Raw genomic sequence first — 14,575 nt, forward strand, 5'->3', positions numbered from 1 at the left:
GTGCCTCTTGGGCAGTTCGGGTAATGCTTGGTCTATTGGGTCGCAAGGTTTGGTTGGTAATGCCCGGCTCTGGTCATGATCGCCCATGCGATCCGCGCCATTTTATTCGCCAGCGCGACAGCTACCAGTTTGAAGGATTTCTTCGCCAGCAAGGCTCTTGCCCAGTCTGCCAGCGGCGATTTGGTTTTACCATTCTTGATGCTGTAGAGCGCCGCATGTGCGCCAACCACCAAGAGCTTTCGCAAATGTCGGTTACCCATTTTGGAGATCCGGCCAAGCCTCGGCTTGCCGCCGCTGGAATATTGCCGAGGCACCAACCCGAGGAATGCTGCGAACTCTCGTCCACCCTCGAAAAGTCCCGGATCCGGGATACTTGCTGATAGAAACGACGCCGTAACCGGCCCGATACCGGGGATCGAGGCAAGACGAAGACTGACGGCATCCTTGCGATGTATGGCGAGGATCTCCTTGTCGAGTTTGGCAATCTCAGCTTCAATCCCAATCAGGGCGTTCGCCAGCGGCTGCAATGCGAGCCACATTGTTTCTGGAAGAGCCTTCTCATTGGAACCCTGTCCCATTCTTTCCAGGATGAGAAGAAGGTCTCCAACATTGCGAGCGCCTTGCGCGACCACTATGCCCAGCTCTGCAAAATGGCCACGCAGTGCATTCATCAGCGCAGTTCGCTGCGAGATCAGCAGTTCCCGCGCACTGTGCAACATCAATGTCGCTTGCTGTTCTTCACTCTTCACTGACACGAACCGCTTCGCAGATTGCTGCCGCATCGGCGGCATCGTTCTTATGCCTTTTGACGAAAGGCTTGACGTAGGCCGGTGAGATCAACCTGACCTCATGTCCCAGTTCCATCAGTGTGCGGGCCCAATGATGGGCTGTCGAGCAGGCTTCCATGCCGATCAGGCAGGGTGGTAGTTTTGTGAAGAAAGCGATCATGTTGGCGCGGCGCAAGGCTTTGCGCAGAACGACCTGCCCCTGCGCATCGACACCGTGCAATTGGAAAACATTTTTAGCGATATCAAGCCCAATTGTCGTAATATCGTCCATGGTGGGTGGCTCCTCTCTTGGGTTTTGCAAAAAACCATTTTGGCACATTCGATGCCGTCGGAGGGCGCCATCCACCACATCACCTTAACGGATCTTCGAAATATTGAGTGCGTTTAGGTGGAATTTTCGGCTTTGTCGCAAACTTTTCATGTCTGAACATATATGCGATGAGTTGCGTCGGTTACAGATTGACGCAAGGCATTGAACATGGTCGATTTCAAGGGAACGCATTTCCCCCAAAGTGTCATTCTGTATGCCATTTTCTTCTATGTTCGTTATTCAGTTTCGTATCGTGATCTTCAGGAAATAATGGTTGAACGCGGCGTAGAGATTGACCATGCAACATTGAACCGGTGGGTCGTTCGATACGCGCCGCAGATTGCTGCACAGGCACAGAAACGTAAACGACCGACGTCTGGTTCATGGGGGGGTGATGAGACTTATATAAAGGTCAAAGGGAAATGGACATATCTGTATCGGGCTGTTGATCGTGACGGTCAGACCCTTGATTTCATGCTCTCTGAGCACCGAAACCTCGGTACTGCACGGCGTTTCTTTAAATTGGCTATCGCAAGCAACGGCGTTCCGCACAAGATTGTCATTGATAAAAGCGGAGCTAATTTGGCTGGTGCGCAGGCTATAAACAATATCCTTAAGACCACTGGTACAGACAAGCTAATTGAGATTCTTCAGGTCAAATACCTGAACAACATCCTTGAACAGGATCATCGTTTCATCAAGCGGGTGACCAAACACATGTTGGGCTTCAAAGCGTTTCAGTCAGCCTCAGCTACCATTGCTGGGATCGAAGTAGCACACATGATCCGCAAGAACCAATTCGCAAATGACAATCGCTCTCCATTCGTAGTGTTCGCGGAGCTCGCAGCATAATTGCGTCCACGGATAAGGCCGTATTTAACCTACTGAAAAATTTGCGACACAACCGAGCCAGACTGCATGCGCGATGATTTCGGCTGGAAAACGGTGGCGGCGATAGTGAAGCTGGTGTTCTTCGGTAATGCACCGGGCGTATCATCCAACTCCGCACATTTCCGTTAAGGCGGCGCTACCTTCCACGCCGTTCGATAATCTGGTTCTGGCAACGAATGACGCGCTCTGCTGGTAGTGAGAAGTCGCCTTTAATGCTGTGACCCTCTCGATTTAAGTCATCCAAAGCATTCAGTGGAATAGCCCCCTAATTGCCCGGACAGTTTCTGCCACTTAAATAAGTGATAGGACTACTGTTCACATTATGACTGGTAATAGCATTAAGATGGAAATTCTTTCCGACCCTGAGCGGCGTCGACGCTGGAGTACAGCGGAGAAGCTTGCGATTGTCCACGAAACCTACGAGACGGACGCGACGGTCAGTCTGGTCGCCCGTCGTCATGGCATTGCGCCTAACCAGCTGTTCGCGTGGCGCAAACTTGCCTCACAGGGTGCATTGGTTGCAACGGCAGCCGAAGAGGAGGTTGTCCCTGCCTCGGAATACCGGGCGCTTCAGGCTCAGGTGAAGGAATTACAGCGCCTGCTGGGCAAAAAGACGATGGAAGGGGAAATCCTCAAGGAGGCCCTCGAAATCGCCAACGGCCCAAAAAACGTATGGCCCGCCCCGTTGCAAGAGGATTTTACGGTGTTCTGATCAGTCTGCGTCAACGTATACGGTCTCATGAGCAAGCTCATGGCCAAGATGGACATCCGCACGTTCAGAGCCCCAATAAAGACTTCGGCAACAGGTGCCATTTTTTTGGCCGGGCTTTCCAAACGCCGTTCGACTGTCAGGCCATCTTCACGATCCTTCCTGCAAACTTCGTTGGCTACGCGTTCCTTGTATGTAGCCGATCCTATTACACAGCCGCCGGGTAGCTGCGGTCGAAACCAGTTTCCTTGCGCAGGGCAGCCCATGCTATCCGCGCCAACTTGTTTGCTAACGCTACAACCACAGCGTTACGGTGTACGCCGCGCTCGATCATGGCCTTCAGCCATTGCCCCAGAGGCGTGTCACTCGTTGAAAGTGACGGTAACGCTGCGCGAGCACCATGAATGAGCAGAGTGCGTAAATAGGTGTTTCCACGTTTCGATATTCCAAGCAGTCGGGGTTTACCGCCAGTACTGTACTGTTTGGGAACCAGTCCGAGCCAGGCACCCAGATCGCGCGCTTTCTTGAAGCTGCTTGCATCTCCCACCGCAGCCACCAGGGCCGTAGCATTGAGCACACCTATACCGGGGATAGATGTCAGCCTGCGCATGGCGGCATCATTGCGTGCCAGTTGGATAAATTCAGTATTCAAGGCTTCGATCTTCGTGTCGAGGTCCTTCCATTCCACACGCAAATCGCCAACCAGCTCATACACACGCGGTGACACGACCTCTACAGCCTCGGCAAGCAAGCTATCCACGCCAAGTTCGAGTTTTCGCCGTCCGACCGGGAAGATGATCCCACGTTCCAACAGAATTGCGCGAAGCTGATTGATCAGATTCCTTCGCTCTGCCACATGGCGAGAACGCACCCGATGCAGTGTCTGGATATCCAGTTGCTCCTGGCTCTTAAGATCGATGAAACGCATGGTCGGTCGAGATGCAGCTTCGGCAATGCCCTCAGCGTCCCGATCATCGTTTTTCTGGGCCTTGATGTACGGGCGAACATATTCCGGCGACATCAGCCGGACCTCGTGGCCTTGTGCCGCAAACAACCAGCCCAGGTGATGGGCGCCACAACATGCTTCCATCGCCACAACGCAAGCCGGGAGTTTCGTTACGTAATCAATTAGCGTCTGACGGCGCATCGTTCTGCGAGCAACCACCGCGTCAGTTGCATCAACACCCACAACGCTACAAGATGTCTTGCCCAGATCAACTCCGAGGATCACAATAGTCATTGGCTCGTTCCTTTCTTCTTCGCACACGACAGCATCCTAACAGACGCTGGGGAAAGGGGCGGGCCATTCCATAACGACTGCTGCACTCAATCTCGCTGCCGAAGGACGTTTTGCGATGAAGGCGCTATGCGAGACGTTAGGCGTTGCCCGGTCGAATATCGCTGCGCGCGCCACAGGCACCCTTTCCAGAGCCCGAGGGAGACCTCCGCTTCCCGACGCTGATCTGGTTGCTCAGATCAAGGCGGTCATTGAAGAAATGTCGACCTATGGCTATCGGCGCGTTCATGCCATTCTAAGGCGCAAGGCCCGTGAACAGGGGCGTTCATGGCCGAACGCCAAACGTGTTTATCGCGTGATGAAGCAGCATGATCTGCTCCTTCAGCGCCATACCGGAGCTGCCGGTGAACGCAGACACGACGGGCAAGTGACCGTTGAGCGCTCCAATACCAGATGGTGCTCCGACGGCTTCGAAATCACGTGCGACAACAAGGAAAAGGTCCGCGTTGCTTTTGCGCTCGACTGCTGTGACCGGGAAGCAATCGCTCATGTGGCCACGACAGAAGGCATCAAGAGCGAAGACGTGCAGGATCTTGTCATCACGGCGGTAGAAAACCGCTTCGGGCGCATCAATATGCTGGCAGAGCCCATCCAGTGGCTTACCGACAATGGTTCATGCTTCATTGCGAAAAGCACCGCGTCCTTGCTCCGGGATATCGGTATGGAACAGTGCAGAACACCAGTGCGTAGCCCGCAGTCAAATGGAATGGCTGAGGCTTTCGTCAAAACATTCAAGCGCGACTATGTCCGGATCAACCCGACCCCAGATGCCGAAACCGTCATGGCTCAACTGCCATTATGGTTCGAGCACTATAACAATCTTCACCCGCACAAGGCTTTAGGATATCAATCTCCACGAGAGTTCCTGAGCCGAAATGCTCAATCCTGAAAATGTCCGGTTTTTAAGGGGCAACTCCATTCAGCAGCCGGAACTGGCTGCCTCGACAACAGCCTGAAGGACCAGAAGACCGGCAAGGTTGCGGCGATCCACTTATCACTACAAATGATAGGGCCATTCACATAAATCATACTAGCAGATAGTAATGCGCTGCAGCAAATTGTGGGCAAATCCAACTTAAACGGGAGATTTGAAATGAACTGGAGTCGAACTGTTCTGCTGCTGACGATTGGGGCGTGCGCGTCGTCCGGGACCGCCAGATGATATCCGAACAAAACATGGCATCTTCAGCGGAAGCCGCGCATCCGGCTCTCGGGTTGTTGCGCGCGCGGCCCGATTATCGTGCCTCGTCAAATCGTGCGAGCTATCCACCAATTCCGAAGATCAGGGCCTTTTTCCGAAGGCTGCGCCCGTCGGCACCGGGGCTCAGATTAAGAACCCGACAAGGAGCTAATTTGTGACCATCTGCCCCAAACATCAGCGTGCAGACGCGCTATCCCTTCGCCGACGCCATGTCCTGGCTGTCGGTGCGGGGGCCGCAATATCGACGTTCCTTTCACCAAATCTTGCCTTGGCGGCTGAACAAGCGCCCACAGCGTCGGTAAACGCCCACAACATTGGAGCAACCACTATGTCTGCTATCGCTACTTCACACGGAACGCACATCTTCTACAAGGACCTGGGCCCGAAGGATGCTCAGCCCATCGTCTTTCATCACGGCTGGCCGCTCAGTTCGGATGACTGGGACGCACAGATGCTGTTCTTCCTGTCGCAGGGTTATCGTGTGGTCGCCCATGACCGACGTGGGCATGGGCGGTCGGACCAGACGAATACGGGCAACGAGATGGACACCTACGCTGCAGATGTTACAGAACTTGCTCGTGCGCTTGATCTGAAAAACGCCGTGCATATCGGTCACTCGACGGGCGGTGGCGAGGTTGTGCGCTATGTTGCGCGTGCCGAGCCTGGACGGGTTGCAAAGGCAGTCGTGATCAACGGCGTGCCGCCAATCATGCTGAAGACCGAGACAAACCCCGACGGTTTGCCTATTGAGGTGTTCGATGGCTTCCGCAAGGCGCTGACTGCGAACCGGGCACAGTTCTTCATCGACATTCCCTCAGGGCCATTCTACGGCTTCAATCGGGAGGGCGCCAGTATCAGCCAGGGGCTGATTAACAATTGGTGGCGCCAGGGCATGGCAGGTGGTGCCAAGGCACAATTTGATTGTATCACCGCGTTTTCGGAAACAGACTTCACCGAGGATCTGAAGGCGATATCCCTGCCGGTTCTGGTAATGCACGGGACCGATGATCAGGTGGTTCCGATCGACAATTCAGCGCACAAGGCAATCAAGCTTTTGAAGAACGGTACGCTCAAGACGTATGAGGGGCTGTCTCACGGGATGTTTGCAACCCACCCCGACCTGATCAACACAGATCTGCTTGCCTTCATCCGGGCATGACCGGGACGTTTGCCGGGTCGATCAGATCGGCCTGGCAACAAAAGTCTTGACCCAGTACTTTGGTCGTCCGCTCGATGCGACGCTGAACCGATGGGTTGTTCGTTACTCTCCTCTGATTGCCGCACAGGCGCAGATGCGCAAACGACATACGGCCAGATACTGGAGTGTTGACGAAACCCATCTCAAGGTTCGGGGCGAATGGGTGTATTTGTATCGTGCGATCGACCGCGATAGCCAAAACCTGATTTCATGCTCTCCGAACGCCGGGACATGGCCGCAGCCAGCAGGTTTTTCAGGAAAGTCATTGCAGCCAACGGCGTTCCCGAGAGGATTTTCATCGACAAGAGCGGAGCCAATCTGGCTGAGTTGCAAGCGGTCAACACAATCCTGACAATCACCGGAACCGGAGGGATCATTGAAATCCGACAGGTCAAGTATCTCAAGAATACCCTTGAACAGGATCATCGCTTCATCAAGCGGCTTACAAAACCGATTATGCGCTTCAAGGCGTTTCATTCGGCGTCGGCTACCCTTGCGGGCATCGAGGTCGCCGACATGATCCGCAAGAACCAGTTCGCCAATGACAATCGCTCGCCATTCAAGATCTTCGTCGAACTTGCAGCATGAATCCGTCTATAGTTAAGGCCGACCGTACCCCAAACGAACATTTGCGACAGAACCATGTTGCGTCCATATGCAGGCTGCTGCGCCCTTCCACTTTAAAATCTCGATTATGCGTCAAGGCAGAATTGACATAATGGCCATTCTATAAAGTAGCGCTCGCAATCACTTTACTTATGTGCCATTACGTTAAACATGAGTGGACAAACTGAGACGAAATTAAAGCTGCTCCTTCAGAAAGTACCTCCTGGTTTCCTGGTGGATTCGGGCTGGATGACCCGCCACGCCATCTCGCGCCAATCCGTTTCCGGGTACGTCAAGCAGGGCTGGCTTGAACCTGTCGCGACCGGCGTTTACCGTCGCCCGTTTTCATCAGATGCCCATCTGGAAGCTGTCAGTGGGTGGAAGATACCGCTGCTGTCCGCCGTCTGGCTCATGCAGCACAGATTTCATGTCGGCGGCACGAGCGCCCTCTCGTTGCGCGGCCACACGCATTATCTGTCCTTCGGTGGCGAGTTTGCTCTCTACCTCTATGGCTCAGACGTCCCGTCCTGGCTGTCGAAGATGCCGATGGACGCACACGTAACGGTCAAGAGCAACACGCTGTTTGGGGAGGAGACGAGCGGGGTCGAGAACACCGATTTCGACCTTTCCGATGACGGTGATCAAGGGCTCGCGCAAAGCCCATGGCGCTGGCCGATGCCAATGTCGTCGCCTGAACGCGCGATCCTCGAAATACTTGACGAGGTCCCGAAGGGAGAGAGCTTCCACAATGTCGATGTCGCGTTCGAGAGCCTCGCCAATCTGCGCCCGAGGTTAATGACGACATTGCTCGCTCAATGCCGCAGCGTGAAAGCCAAGCGGCTCTTTTTTGTCTACGCCGACAAGCACAGTCACGCCTGGCGCCGCCACATCGATATGTCGGGAATAGATCTCGGCAAAGGTGATCGCGCGCTTACGCCGGGTGGTCGGCTGCATCCCGTCTACCGGATCACAATTCCTACCGATCTCATGCCGAAGGAGACCCCTCATGGCTCGTGAGCGATACATGCGCCAGGTCGAGCTTCTGGTGCGAACCTTGCCATTCATCGCCCGTTATGATGCCTTTGCGCTGAAAGGTGGCACGGCGATCAACCTGTTTTATCGCGATATGCCACGGCTCTCAGTCGATATCGATCTTGTCTATCTTCCGGTCGAGGATCGTGAGACGACAATGAAGGGCATTGACACCACCCTCGAGCACATCCGTGAAGACCTTCAGCGCAATCTGCGCGGTGTCGCCGTCCAGCGGATCGCCGGCGGTGGCAACAACGACACCCGGCTTCTCGTCCGGCAGGGCAGCGCCGAGATTAAAGTCGAGACGTCCCCTGTCACACGGGGAACCGTTCACGCCCCGGAGATCCGCCGTGTTTGCCCGTCAGTCGAAGACGAGTTCGGCTTTGCTGAGATGCAGGTGGTCTCGTTCGAAGACCTCTTCGGGGGAAAACTGCATGCGGCAGTTGACCGACAGCATCCGCGCGATCTGTACGATGTGAAGCTGCTTTATGAAAACGAAGGACTGACGGACGCGCTGTTCCGTACCTTCCTCATCTATGTCGCGAGCTCGGGCCGCCCTCCGCACGAACTGGTACGGCCCTCGCTATCCGGGATTGACGAGGCATTCGCCAAGGAATTCGAAGGCATGACAATCGACGCTGTGAGCCTGGACGAGCTGAAAGCAGCGCGGGCGAGGCTCACGGCTGACCTCCTCGCCCGCCTCGACGACAAGGCGATGCGCTTTCTGCTTTCTCTCCACGATGGGGATCCACACTTCGAGTCGATTGGCCTGCCACAGGCGGCAAACCTTCCCGCAGTGCGCTGGAAGGTCCTGAACCTGCAGAAACTCAGAGAGCAAAATCCGGAAAAACATTCCAAGCAACGGCGAGAGATCGAAGCACTTCGGTCGTAACGTTGACTATGTCCGGAGAGGCCGGCCAACCCGCTGCGTCGTGATTTTGCCCGACAGGGGCACAAAGTTGAGAGAAAAGGCTACTTATGGTGGTGGTGTCGACACTGGATGAGAGGGGCAGACGCAAAAAGATCGTCAATGTTGTCCAAACCGTCCTCAGAAATCACGGCGTCCAGCTAGTTCAAGGATATTATTGAGATACTTGACCTGTCGGATTTCAATGATCCCTTCAGGCCCGGTGATTGTCAGGATTGTGTTGACCGCTTGCAACTCAGCCAGATTGGCTCCGCTCTTGTCGATGAAAATCCTCTCGGGAACGCCGTTGGCTGCAATGACTTTCCTGAAAAACCTGCTGGCTGCGGCCATGTCCCGGCGTTCGGAGAGCATGAAATCAGGTTTTGGCTATCGCGGTCGATCGCACGATACAAATACACCCATTCGCCCCGAACCTTGAGATGGGTTTCGTCAACACTCCAGTATCTGGCCGTATGTCGTTTGCGCATCTGCGCCTGTGCGGCAATCAGAGGAGAGTAACGAACAACCCATCGGTTCAGCGTCGCATGAACAACGACTATGCCGCGTTCAGCCAGAATCTCCTGAAGCTCACGACAGGAAACCGGATAGCGGACGTAGAAGAAGACTGCGTACAGGATGACACTTCTGCGAAAATGAACGCCCTTGCTTCGACTGCCATCCGCTTCACACTCTCCTCGACCATGCATCGCTCAGACGCATAGCGCGGACGATCTGAAAAATTTGTGACAGATCCATTTAATATCCACCCGTACCATTGCGTTGTGCGCAAGCCAATTAATTATGATTGTCAGTCAGAAATTTGCTTATTCCGCTCCCGAAGGGAGCGTCAACTGTTGTTCCGGCATTGCTGGGCCCGAGTAATTTTTGGAACGCAGGGCGACACATCGCGGAATGGTGACGAAGCACATATCTATACGTCCAGTCCGCAACCCTTTTCTGCCTGGGAATTGCAAACAGATACTGATTGAATGCACATAATTATGCGCATATAATTGCCAGTCAAAGGAGCATATCTTATGCAACAGCAGGAACCCGCCCGGACATTCAAACGCGCAACCAATCTTTCAATCGATAATAAGCTTCTTTCTGAAGCGCGTCGCTATAAGATAAATATCTCGCGTGCAGCCGAGAGTGGGATTGAGCAGGCGCTTGCTGCTGCAAAATCAGCGCTTTGGAAAGAAGATAATCGACCGGCGATCCAAAGTTCCAATGCTTACGTTGAAGCAAATGGCCTACCTCTCGAACGTTATCGTCAATTCTAATGGCGAGATATGACGTCTATTCCAACCCGGGCGGCGGCTATGTGCTCGACGTACAGGCTGATCTACTGGATGAGCTTAAAACACGTATTGTCATCCCTATTATTAATAAAGCACTGGCCCCTATTCCGGCGAAGCGGCTCAATCCAAGCTTTGAGATTGAAGGAGAAGAACATGTCTTGGTTACACAGTTCATGTCGGCAATTCCGGTGTCAGCATTGAAGAACCCAGTCACGAACCTTTCTGCTTTGCATGACGAGATCGTATCCGCGCTCGATATGGCGTTTCACGGGTTTTGAGCGCTACCGTTCGGTTAACCGTCTGGATGAAAACACTGAGTGCCAGTCCAAAAGCAGCGGCCTGATTGTAAATTTCCAGAGCTTCTGCTGCCGGTTAGTTTGGCGATTTGTCAGAACAATCTGCTAACTTCGAAGACCAATACGCCGTTCGATCCTTTCTGCTTTCCCAACAGACTTCGAACTCTGGAGATCCGCCAAGACGACATCTCGCACGTCTTTCGGCAGATCTGCTGCCCGTGGATGCTTCCCTTCTCGACTCACGTGCATCAAGAGTTGCTCGCAAAGCGCCAATATCTCCCCATCGGCATTGAACAATCTCATGAATACATGCAAACGTTTGTGATCAGCATCGATCAATGCCAATTCTACCTGCAATGTTTCACCGGCATGGCATTCTTTCAGATACGCGATACGACTATCGAGCGTGTAGAGCGTAGCATTATTTGTTGCACGATAAACAGCGTCGATTCCAATTCGATCCATATAAGTGGTCGCCGCGTCAGAAAAGACAATTCCATAGGCATAGTCCCCCATATGGCCATTGTAGTCTATCCAGTTCGATGAAACGCTTGTGCGATAAATCGGTAATGCTTCGCTCATGCTCATTTCCTCCGCTCTAGCCATCCATAGAACTCGCCTACGATTCCCTTACGGAAGAGGAGGACGCATGCCATGAAGATGACGCCCGTCACGATCGTTACCGGGAAGTCGGATGTTGCGAGATAGTTCTGCAGCGCAACGACGAAAGCAGCGCCGACGATGGGGCCTATGAGTGTTCCGATACCGCCCAGAAGCGTCATGAGGATCACTTCGCCCGACATCTGCCAGCCGACATCGGTCAGCGTTGCAAACTGGAAGACAAGCGCCTTCAGGCCGCCTGCAAGACCCGCGAGTGCTGCCGACATGACGAAGGCTGCAAGCTTGTAGCGGTTGACGGAATAGCCGAGCGAAACCGCGCGGTTCTCGTTTTCGCGTACCGACTTCAGGATCATGCCGAAGGGCGAGTTGATGATGCGCCAGATGACGAAGACGCCAAGGACGAACACGGCCAGCACGAAATAATACATGTTCATCGGCTGGTTGAGGTCGATGATGCCGAAGAGATATCCACGCGGCACACCCTGCAATCCGTCTTCGCCATGGGTGAAGGTGGCTTGCAGGCAGAAGAAGAAGAACATTTGCGCCAATGCCAGCGTAATCATCGTCGAATAGATGCCCTGACGGCGAATGGCGAGATAACCGATGACGAGGCCAAGGGCGGCTGCGGCGAGAACGCCGAGTACGAGACCGAGTTCCGGCGTGACGCCCCAGACTTTCACCGTATGGGCTGTGATATAGGCAGCGCCGCCGAAGAAGGCCGCATGGCCGAAGGACAGAATGCCGGTATAGCCCAAGAGAAGATTGAAGGCGGAGGCGAACAGCGCAAAGCACAACATCTTCATCAGGAAGATGGGGTAGACCATGAAGGGTGCAGCCAGCAGTCCCACAAGGGCGATGCCGAGGACGATGACCGAGAGGCTGTTGACGGCAGGCGCCTTGCTGTCGCGCGGGGCTGCGGTGGCCCTGAGAGCGGTCTTGAGAGCAGTATCAGCCATATCAGGCCTCCTTCCCGAACAGTCCGGCGGGTCGAACCAGAAGGACGATAGCCATGATGACGAAGATGACGATGCTGGAGGCTTCCGGATAGAAGACCTTGGTGAGGCCTTCCGCCAGCCCCAGCACATAACCGGTGATGATGGCGCCCAGGATCGAGCCCATGCCGCCGACGACCACCACGGCAAAGACCACGATGATGATGTTGGACCCCATCAGCGGGCTGACCTGATAGATCGGCGCGGCCATGATGCCCGCAACACCGGCAAGCGCCGCACCCAACGCATAGGTGAAGGTGAGGAGCAGCGGCACATTGATGCCGAAGGCCTTGACCAAAGTGGGGTTTTCCGTCGCGGCGCGCAGATAGGCGCCAAGCTTGGTCTTTTCGATCAGGAGCCAGGTGCCGAGGCAGACGAAAAGCGAGGCGACGACCACCCAGGCGCGATAGTTCGGCAGGAACATGAAGCCGAGATTGTGCCCGCCCGCAAGCGAAGGCGGCACGGCATAGGGCTGACCGGCAGCACCATAATAATAGCGGAACGTGCCTTCGATCACGAGGGCAAGGCCGAAGGTGAAGAGCAGGCCATAGAGCGGATCGAGATTGTAGAGCCGCGACAGGGCCACGCGCTCGATGATCGCGCCACCGAGGCCGACGATAAGCGGGGCGAGGATCAGCGCTGGCCAGTAGCCGATGCCAAGCCAGCTCAACAGCAGATAGCCGACAAAGGCACCCAGCATATATTGCGCGCCATGGGCGAAATTGATGATGCGCAGAAGCCCGAAGATGATGGCAAGGCCGAGACTCAGCATGGCATAGAAGGAGCCGTTGATGAGGCCGACCAGCAGCTGCCCGAGAAGTGCCTGCAAAGGTATTCCAAAAATCATTGTCATCGTGTCATACCCCCAGCGCTTCGTTGAGCGCCGCCATGCGGGCGGGCAGTTCGGCGGTGGGGAAGTTTTCCGTCACCACGCCATGATCCATGAGATAAAAGCGGTCGGCGACCTTGGCGGCGAAGCGGAAATTCTGCTCGACCAGCAACACCGTCATGCCACGTTTTTTCAACTCCACCAGCACATCGCCGATGCGCTGCACGATAACGGGCGCAAGACCTTCGGTCGGCTCGTCGAGCAGCAGCACCTTGACCCCGGTGCGCAGGATGCGCGCAATTGCCAGCATCTGCTGTTCGCCACCCGAAAGCTTGGTGCCGGGGCTGTTGCGGCGCTCATGCAGATTGGGAAAGAGTTCGTAGATTTCGTCGAGCGACATCGTGCCCTGACTGCCTTTGGCGACGACAGGCGGCAAAAGCAGGTTTTCATGCACGCTCAAGGTGGCAAAGATGCCGCGCTCTTCGGGCACAAAACCGAGACCTGCATGGGCGATGCGATGCAGCGGCACGCGCATGATGTCCTTGCCGTCGAGCGTGATGGTGCCAGTGCGCTTGCGGATGATGCCCATGATGGCACGCAGCGTCGTCGTCTTGCCGACGCCGTTGCGGCCAAGAAGCGTGATGGTTTCGCCGGGCCAGATATCGAGGTCGACGCCGTGCAGGGCATGGCTTTCGCCATACCAGGCATTGAGCCCGCGCACGGATAATAGCGGTTGGCCTCTATTCATGTTCGGTTCCCATATAGGCGGTGCGCACGCGCTCGTCCCTGGAGACGGTGGCATAATCGCCGGAGGCGAGAATTTCGCCGCGCTGCAGCACCGTGACGTGGTGGGCAATGTCGGCCACCACCTTGAGATTGTGTTCGACCATCAAGACCGCGCGATCCTTCGCCACATCGGCAATGAGGGCGGCAATGGTATGGACATCTTCATGGCCCATGCCCGCCATCGGCTCATCGAGCAGCAGAACCTTCGGATCAAGCGCCAGCGTGGTGGCGATTTCGAGCGCGCGCTTGCGGCCATAGGACAGATCGGCGGCCAGTGCATGACGGGCATCGGCAAGGCCGACCCGCTCCAGAAGCTCGATGGCCTGTGCGTCGAGCCGGTCGAGTGCTGACAGCGAGCGCCAGAACTGTGTGGCAAGCCCATTGGGACGCTGCAATGCGACCTTTACATTTTCCAGCACGGTCAGGTGCGGAAAGGTGGCCGAAATCTGGAACGAGCGCACCAAACCCATGCGGGCCACCTTGGCCGGATCAGTCTTGGTGATGGTTTCGCCCAGAAGCGTGATCTCGCCACTCGATGGCTGCAAGAACTTGGTCAGGAGATTGAAAACCGTGGTTTTGCCTGCGCCGTTGGGGCCGATCAACGCGTGAACACGAGCATGTTCCACATCGAGGTCGACATTCTTGACTGCATGAAAGCCGCCAAAAGACTTGCCCAGTCCGCGTGCCGAAAGAACGGTCTTGCCGGATGAGCCGCCATCGTTCGGCCCTGCTTCATGCAGGGCCGTCATATTGCCAGTTGCTGCGTTCATTCAACCAGCCTCTTTTTACTGCGTTACCAGCGGGCAGCCGC

General features: G+C 55.2%; 12 protein-coding genes and 6 pseudogenes. 9 read left to right on the top strand and 9 right to left on the bottom strand.

The features are described 5' to 3' along the window. Nucleotides 1-32: 32 nt before the first annotated feature. A pseudogene (locus AAE521_RS23590) lies at nucleotides 33-1,059 on the bottom strand (IS110 family RNA-guided transposase). Between the two features lie 207 nt (nucleotides 1,060-1,266). On the opposite strand from AAE521_RS23590, the gene AAE521_RS23595 reads away from it, so the two are divergent. Further along, nucleotides 1,267-1,950 carry an IS6 family transposase gene (locus AAE521_RS23595; protein WP_342062677.1) on the top strand — a complete coding sequence of 228 codons (684 nt, stop codon included), beginning with the start codon at nucleotides 1,267-1,269 and terminating at the stop codon, nucleotides 1,948-1,950. A 178-nt stretch (nucleotides 1,951-2,128) separates the two neighbouring features. Here the strand turns inward: AAE521_RS23595 and AAE521_RS23600 are convergent. Further along, a pseudogene (locus AAE521_RS23600) lies at nucleotides 2,129-2,242 on the bottom strand (IS3 family transposase); the annotation flags it as partial. 69 nt (nucleotides 2,243-2,311) lie between these two features. On the opposite strand from AAE521_RS23600, the pseudogene AAE521_RS23605 reads away from it, so the two are divergent. Further along, a pseudogene (locus AAE521_RS23605) lies at nucleotides 2,312-2,656 on the top strand (transposase); the annotation flags it as partial. A gap of 250 nt (nucleotides 2,657-2,906) precedes the next feature. Here AAE521_RS23605 and AAE521_RS23610 read toward each other — a convergent pair. Next, nucleotides 2,907-3,938 (bottom strand): IS110 family RNA-guided transposase, encoded by a 1,032-nt coding sequence (locus tag AAE521_RS23610; RefSeq protein ID WP_342062678.1) that lies wholly within the window; start codon nucleotides 3,936-3,938, stop codon nucleotides 2,907-2,909. A gap of 73 nt (nucleotides 3,939-4,011) precedes the next feature. Between AAE521_RS23610 and AAE521_RS23615 the strand changes: the two are divergent. The 5 genes and pseudogenes from AAE521_RS23615 to AAE521_RS23635 form a co-directional block, all read left to right on the top strand. Beyond that, nucleotides 4,012-4,884 (top strand): annotated as a pseudogene (locus AAE521_RS23615) (IS3 family transposase); the annotation flags it as partial. A 640-nt stretch (nucleotides 4,885-5,524) separates the two neighbouring features. Next, on the top strand, nucleotides 5,525-6,355 hold the full coding sequence (locus AAE521_RS23620; RefSeq protein WP_342062679.1) for an alpha/beta fold hydrolase: 831 nt from the start codon (nucleotides 5,525-5,527) through the stop codon (nucleotides 6,353-6,355). Nucleotides 6,356-6,431: 76 nt separating this feature from the next. Then, a pseudogene (locus AAE521_RS23625) lies at nucleotides 6,432-6,982 on the top strand (IS6 family transposase); the annotation flags it as partial. Between the two features lie 189 nt (nucleotides 6,983-7,171). After that, a complete protein-coding gene (locus tag AAE521_RS23630; protein WP_342062680.1) occupies nucleotides 7,172-8,017 on the top strand; it encodes a type IV toxin-antitoxin system AbiEi family antitoxin domain-containing protein in 846 nt (281 codons plus the stop codon). Then, on the top strand, nucleotides 8,007-8,924 hold the full coding sequence (locus AAE521_RS23635; protein ID WP_342062681.1) for a nucleotidyl transferase AbiEii/AbiGii toxin family protein: 918 nt from the start codon (nucleotides 8,007-8,009) through the stop codon (nucleotides 8,922-8,924). The genes AAE521_RS23630 and AAE521_RS23635 overlap by 11 nt, the downstream gene beginning before the upstream one ends. Before the next feature lie 180 nt (nucleotides 8,925-9,104). Here AAE521_RS23635 and AAE521_RS23640 read toward each other — a convergent pair. Beyond that, nucleotides 9,105-9,646 (bottom strand): annotated as a pseudogene (locus AAE521_RS23640) (IS6 family transposase); the annotation flags it as partial. A gap of 330 nt (nucleotides 9,647-9,976) precedes the next feature. On the opposite strand from AAE521_RS23640, the gene AAE521_RS23645 reads away from it, so the two are divergent. Together AAE521_RS23645 and AAE521_RS23650 are read left to right on the top strand one after the other, a co-directional pair. Next, the gene (locus AAE521_RS23645; protein ID WP_342062683.1) at nucleotides 9,977-10,222 is read left to right on the top strand and encodes a type II toxin-antitoxin system CcdA family antitoxin; all 246 of its coding nucleotides are present in this window, start codon (nucleotides 9,977-9,979) and stop codon (nucleotides 10,220-10,222) included. Further along, nucleotides 10,222-10,518 carry a CcdB family protein gene (locus tag AAE521_RS23650; protein WP_342062685.1) on the top strand — a complete coding sequence of 99 codons (297 nt, stop codon included), beginning with the start codon at nucleotides 10,222-10,224 and terminating at the stop codon, nucleotides 10,516-10,518. The genes AAE521_RS23645 and AAE521_RS23650 overlap by 1 nt, the downstream gene beginning before the upstream one ends. Before the next feature lie 123 nt (nucleotides 10,519-10,641). Here the strand turns inward: AAE521_RS23650 and AAE521_RS23655 are convergent, their stop codons facing one another. From AAE521_RS23655 to AAE521_RS23675, 5 genes are read right to left on the bottom strand one after another with little or no spacing between them, the layout of a single operon-like run. Beyond that, nucleotides 10,642-11,118: a thioesterase family protein gene (locus tag AAE521_RS23655; RefSeq protein WP_071632375.1), complete on the bottom strand. Its 477-nt coding sequence runs from the start codon at nucleotides 11,116-11,118 to the stop codon at nucleotides 10,642-10,644. Between the two features lie 2 nt (nucleotides 11,119-11,120). Beyond that, nucleotides 11,121-12,113 carry a branched-chain amino acid ABC transporter permease gene (locus AAE521_RS23660; RefSeq protein WP_342062688.1) on the bottom strand — a complete coding sequence of 331 codons (993 nt, stop codon included), beginning with the start codon at nucleotides 12,111-12,113 and terminating at the stop codon, nucleotides 11,121-11,123. A gap of 1 nt (nucleotide 12,114) precedes the next feature. After that, nucleotides 12,115-13,002: a branched-chain amino acid ABC transporter permease gene (locus AAE521_RS23665; RefSeq protein ID WP_010659466.1), complete on the bottom strand. Its 888-nt coding sequence runs from the start codon at nucleotides 13,000-13,002 to the stop codon at nucleotides 12,115-12,117. Between the two features lie 4 nt (nucleotides 13,003-13,006). Continuing rightward, nucleotides 13,007-13,726: an ABC transporter ATP-binding protein gene (locus AAE521_RS23670; RefSeq protein ID WP_010659467.1), complete on the bottom strand. Its 720-nt coding sequence runs from the start codon at nucleotides 13,724-13,726 to the stop codon at nucleotides 13,007-13,009. Then, nucleotides 13,719-14,534, bottom strand: coding sequence for an ABC transporter ATP-binding protein (locus AAE521_RS23675; RefSeq protein ID WP_342061775.1), 816 nt, complete (start codon nucleotides 14,532-14,534; stop codon nucleotides 13,719-13,721). Before AAE521_RS23675 ends, AAE521_RS23670 begins: the two co-directional genes overlap by 8 nt. Between the last annotated feature and the right edge of the window lie 41 nt (nucleotides 14,535-14,575).

The organism is Brucella cytisi (assembly GCF_038433355.1).
GTDB lineage: Bacteria > Pseudomonadota > Alphaproteobacteria > Rhizobiales > Rhizobiaceae > Brucella > Brucella cytisi.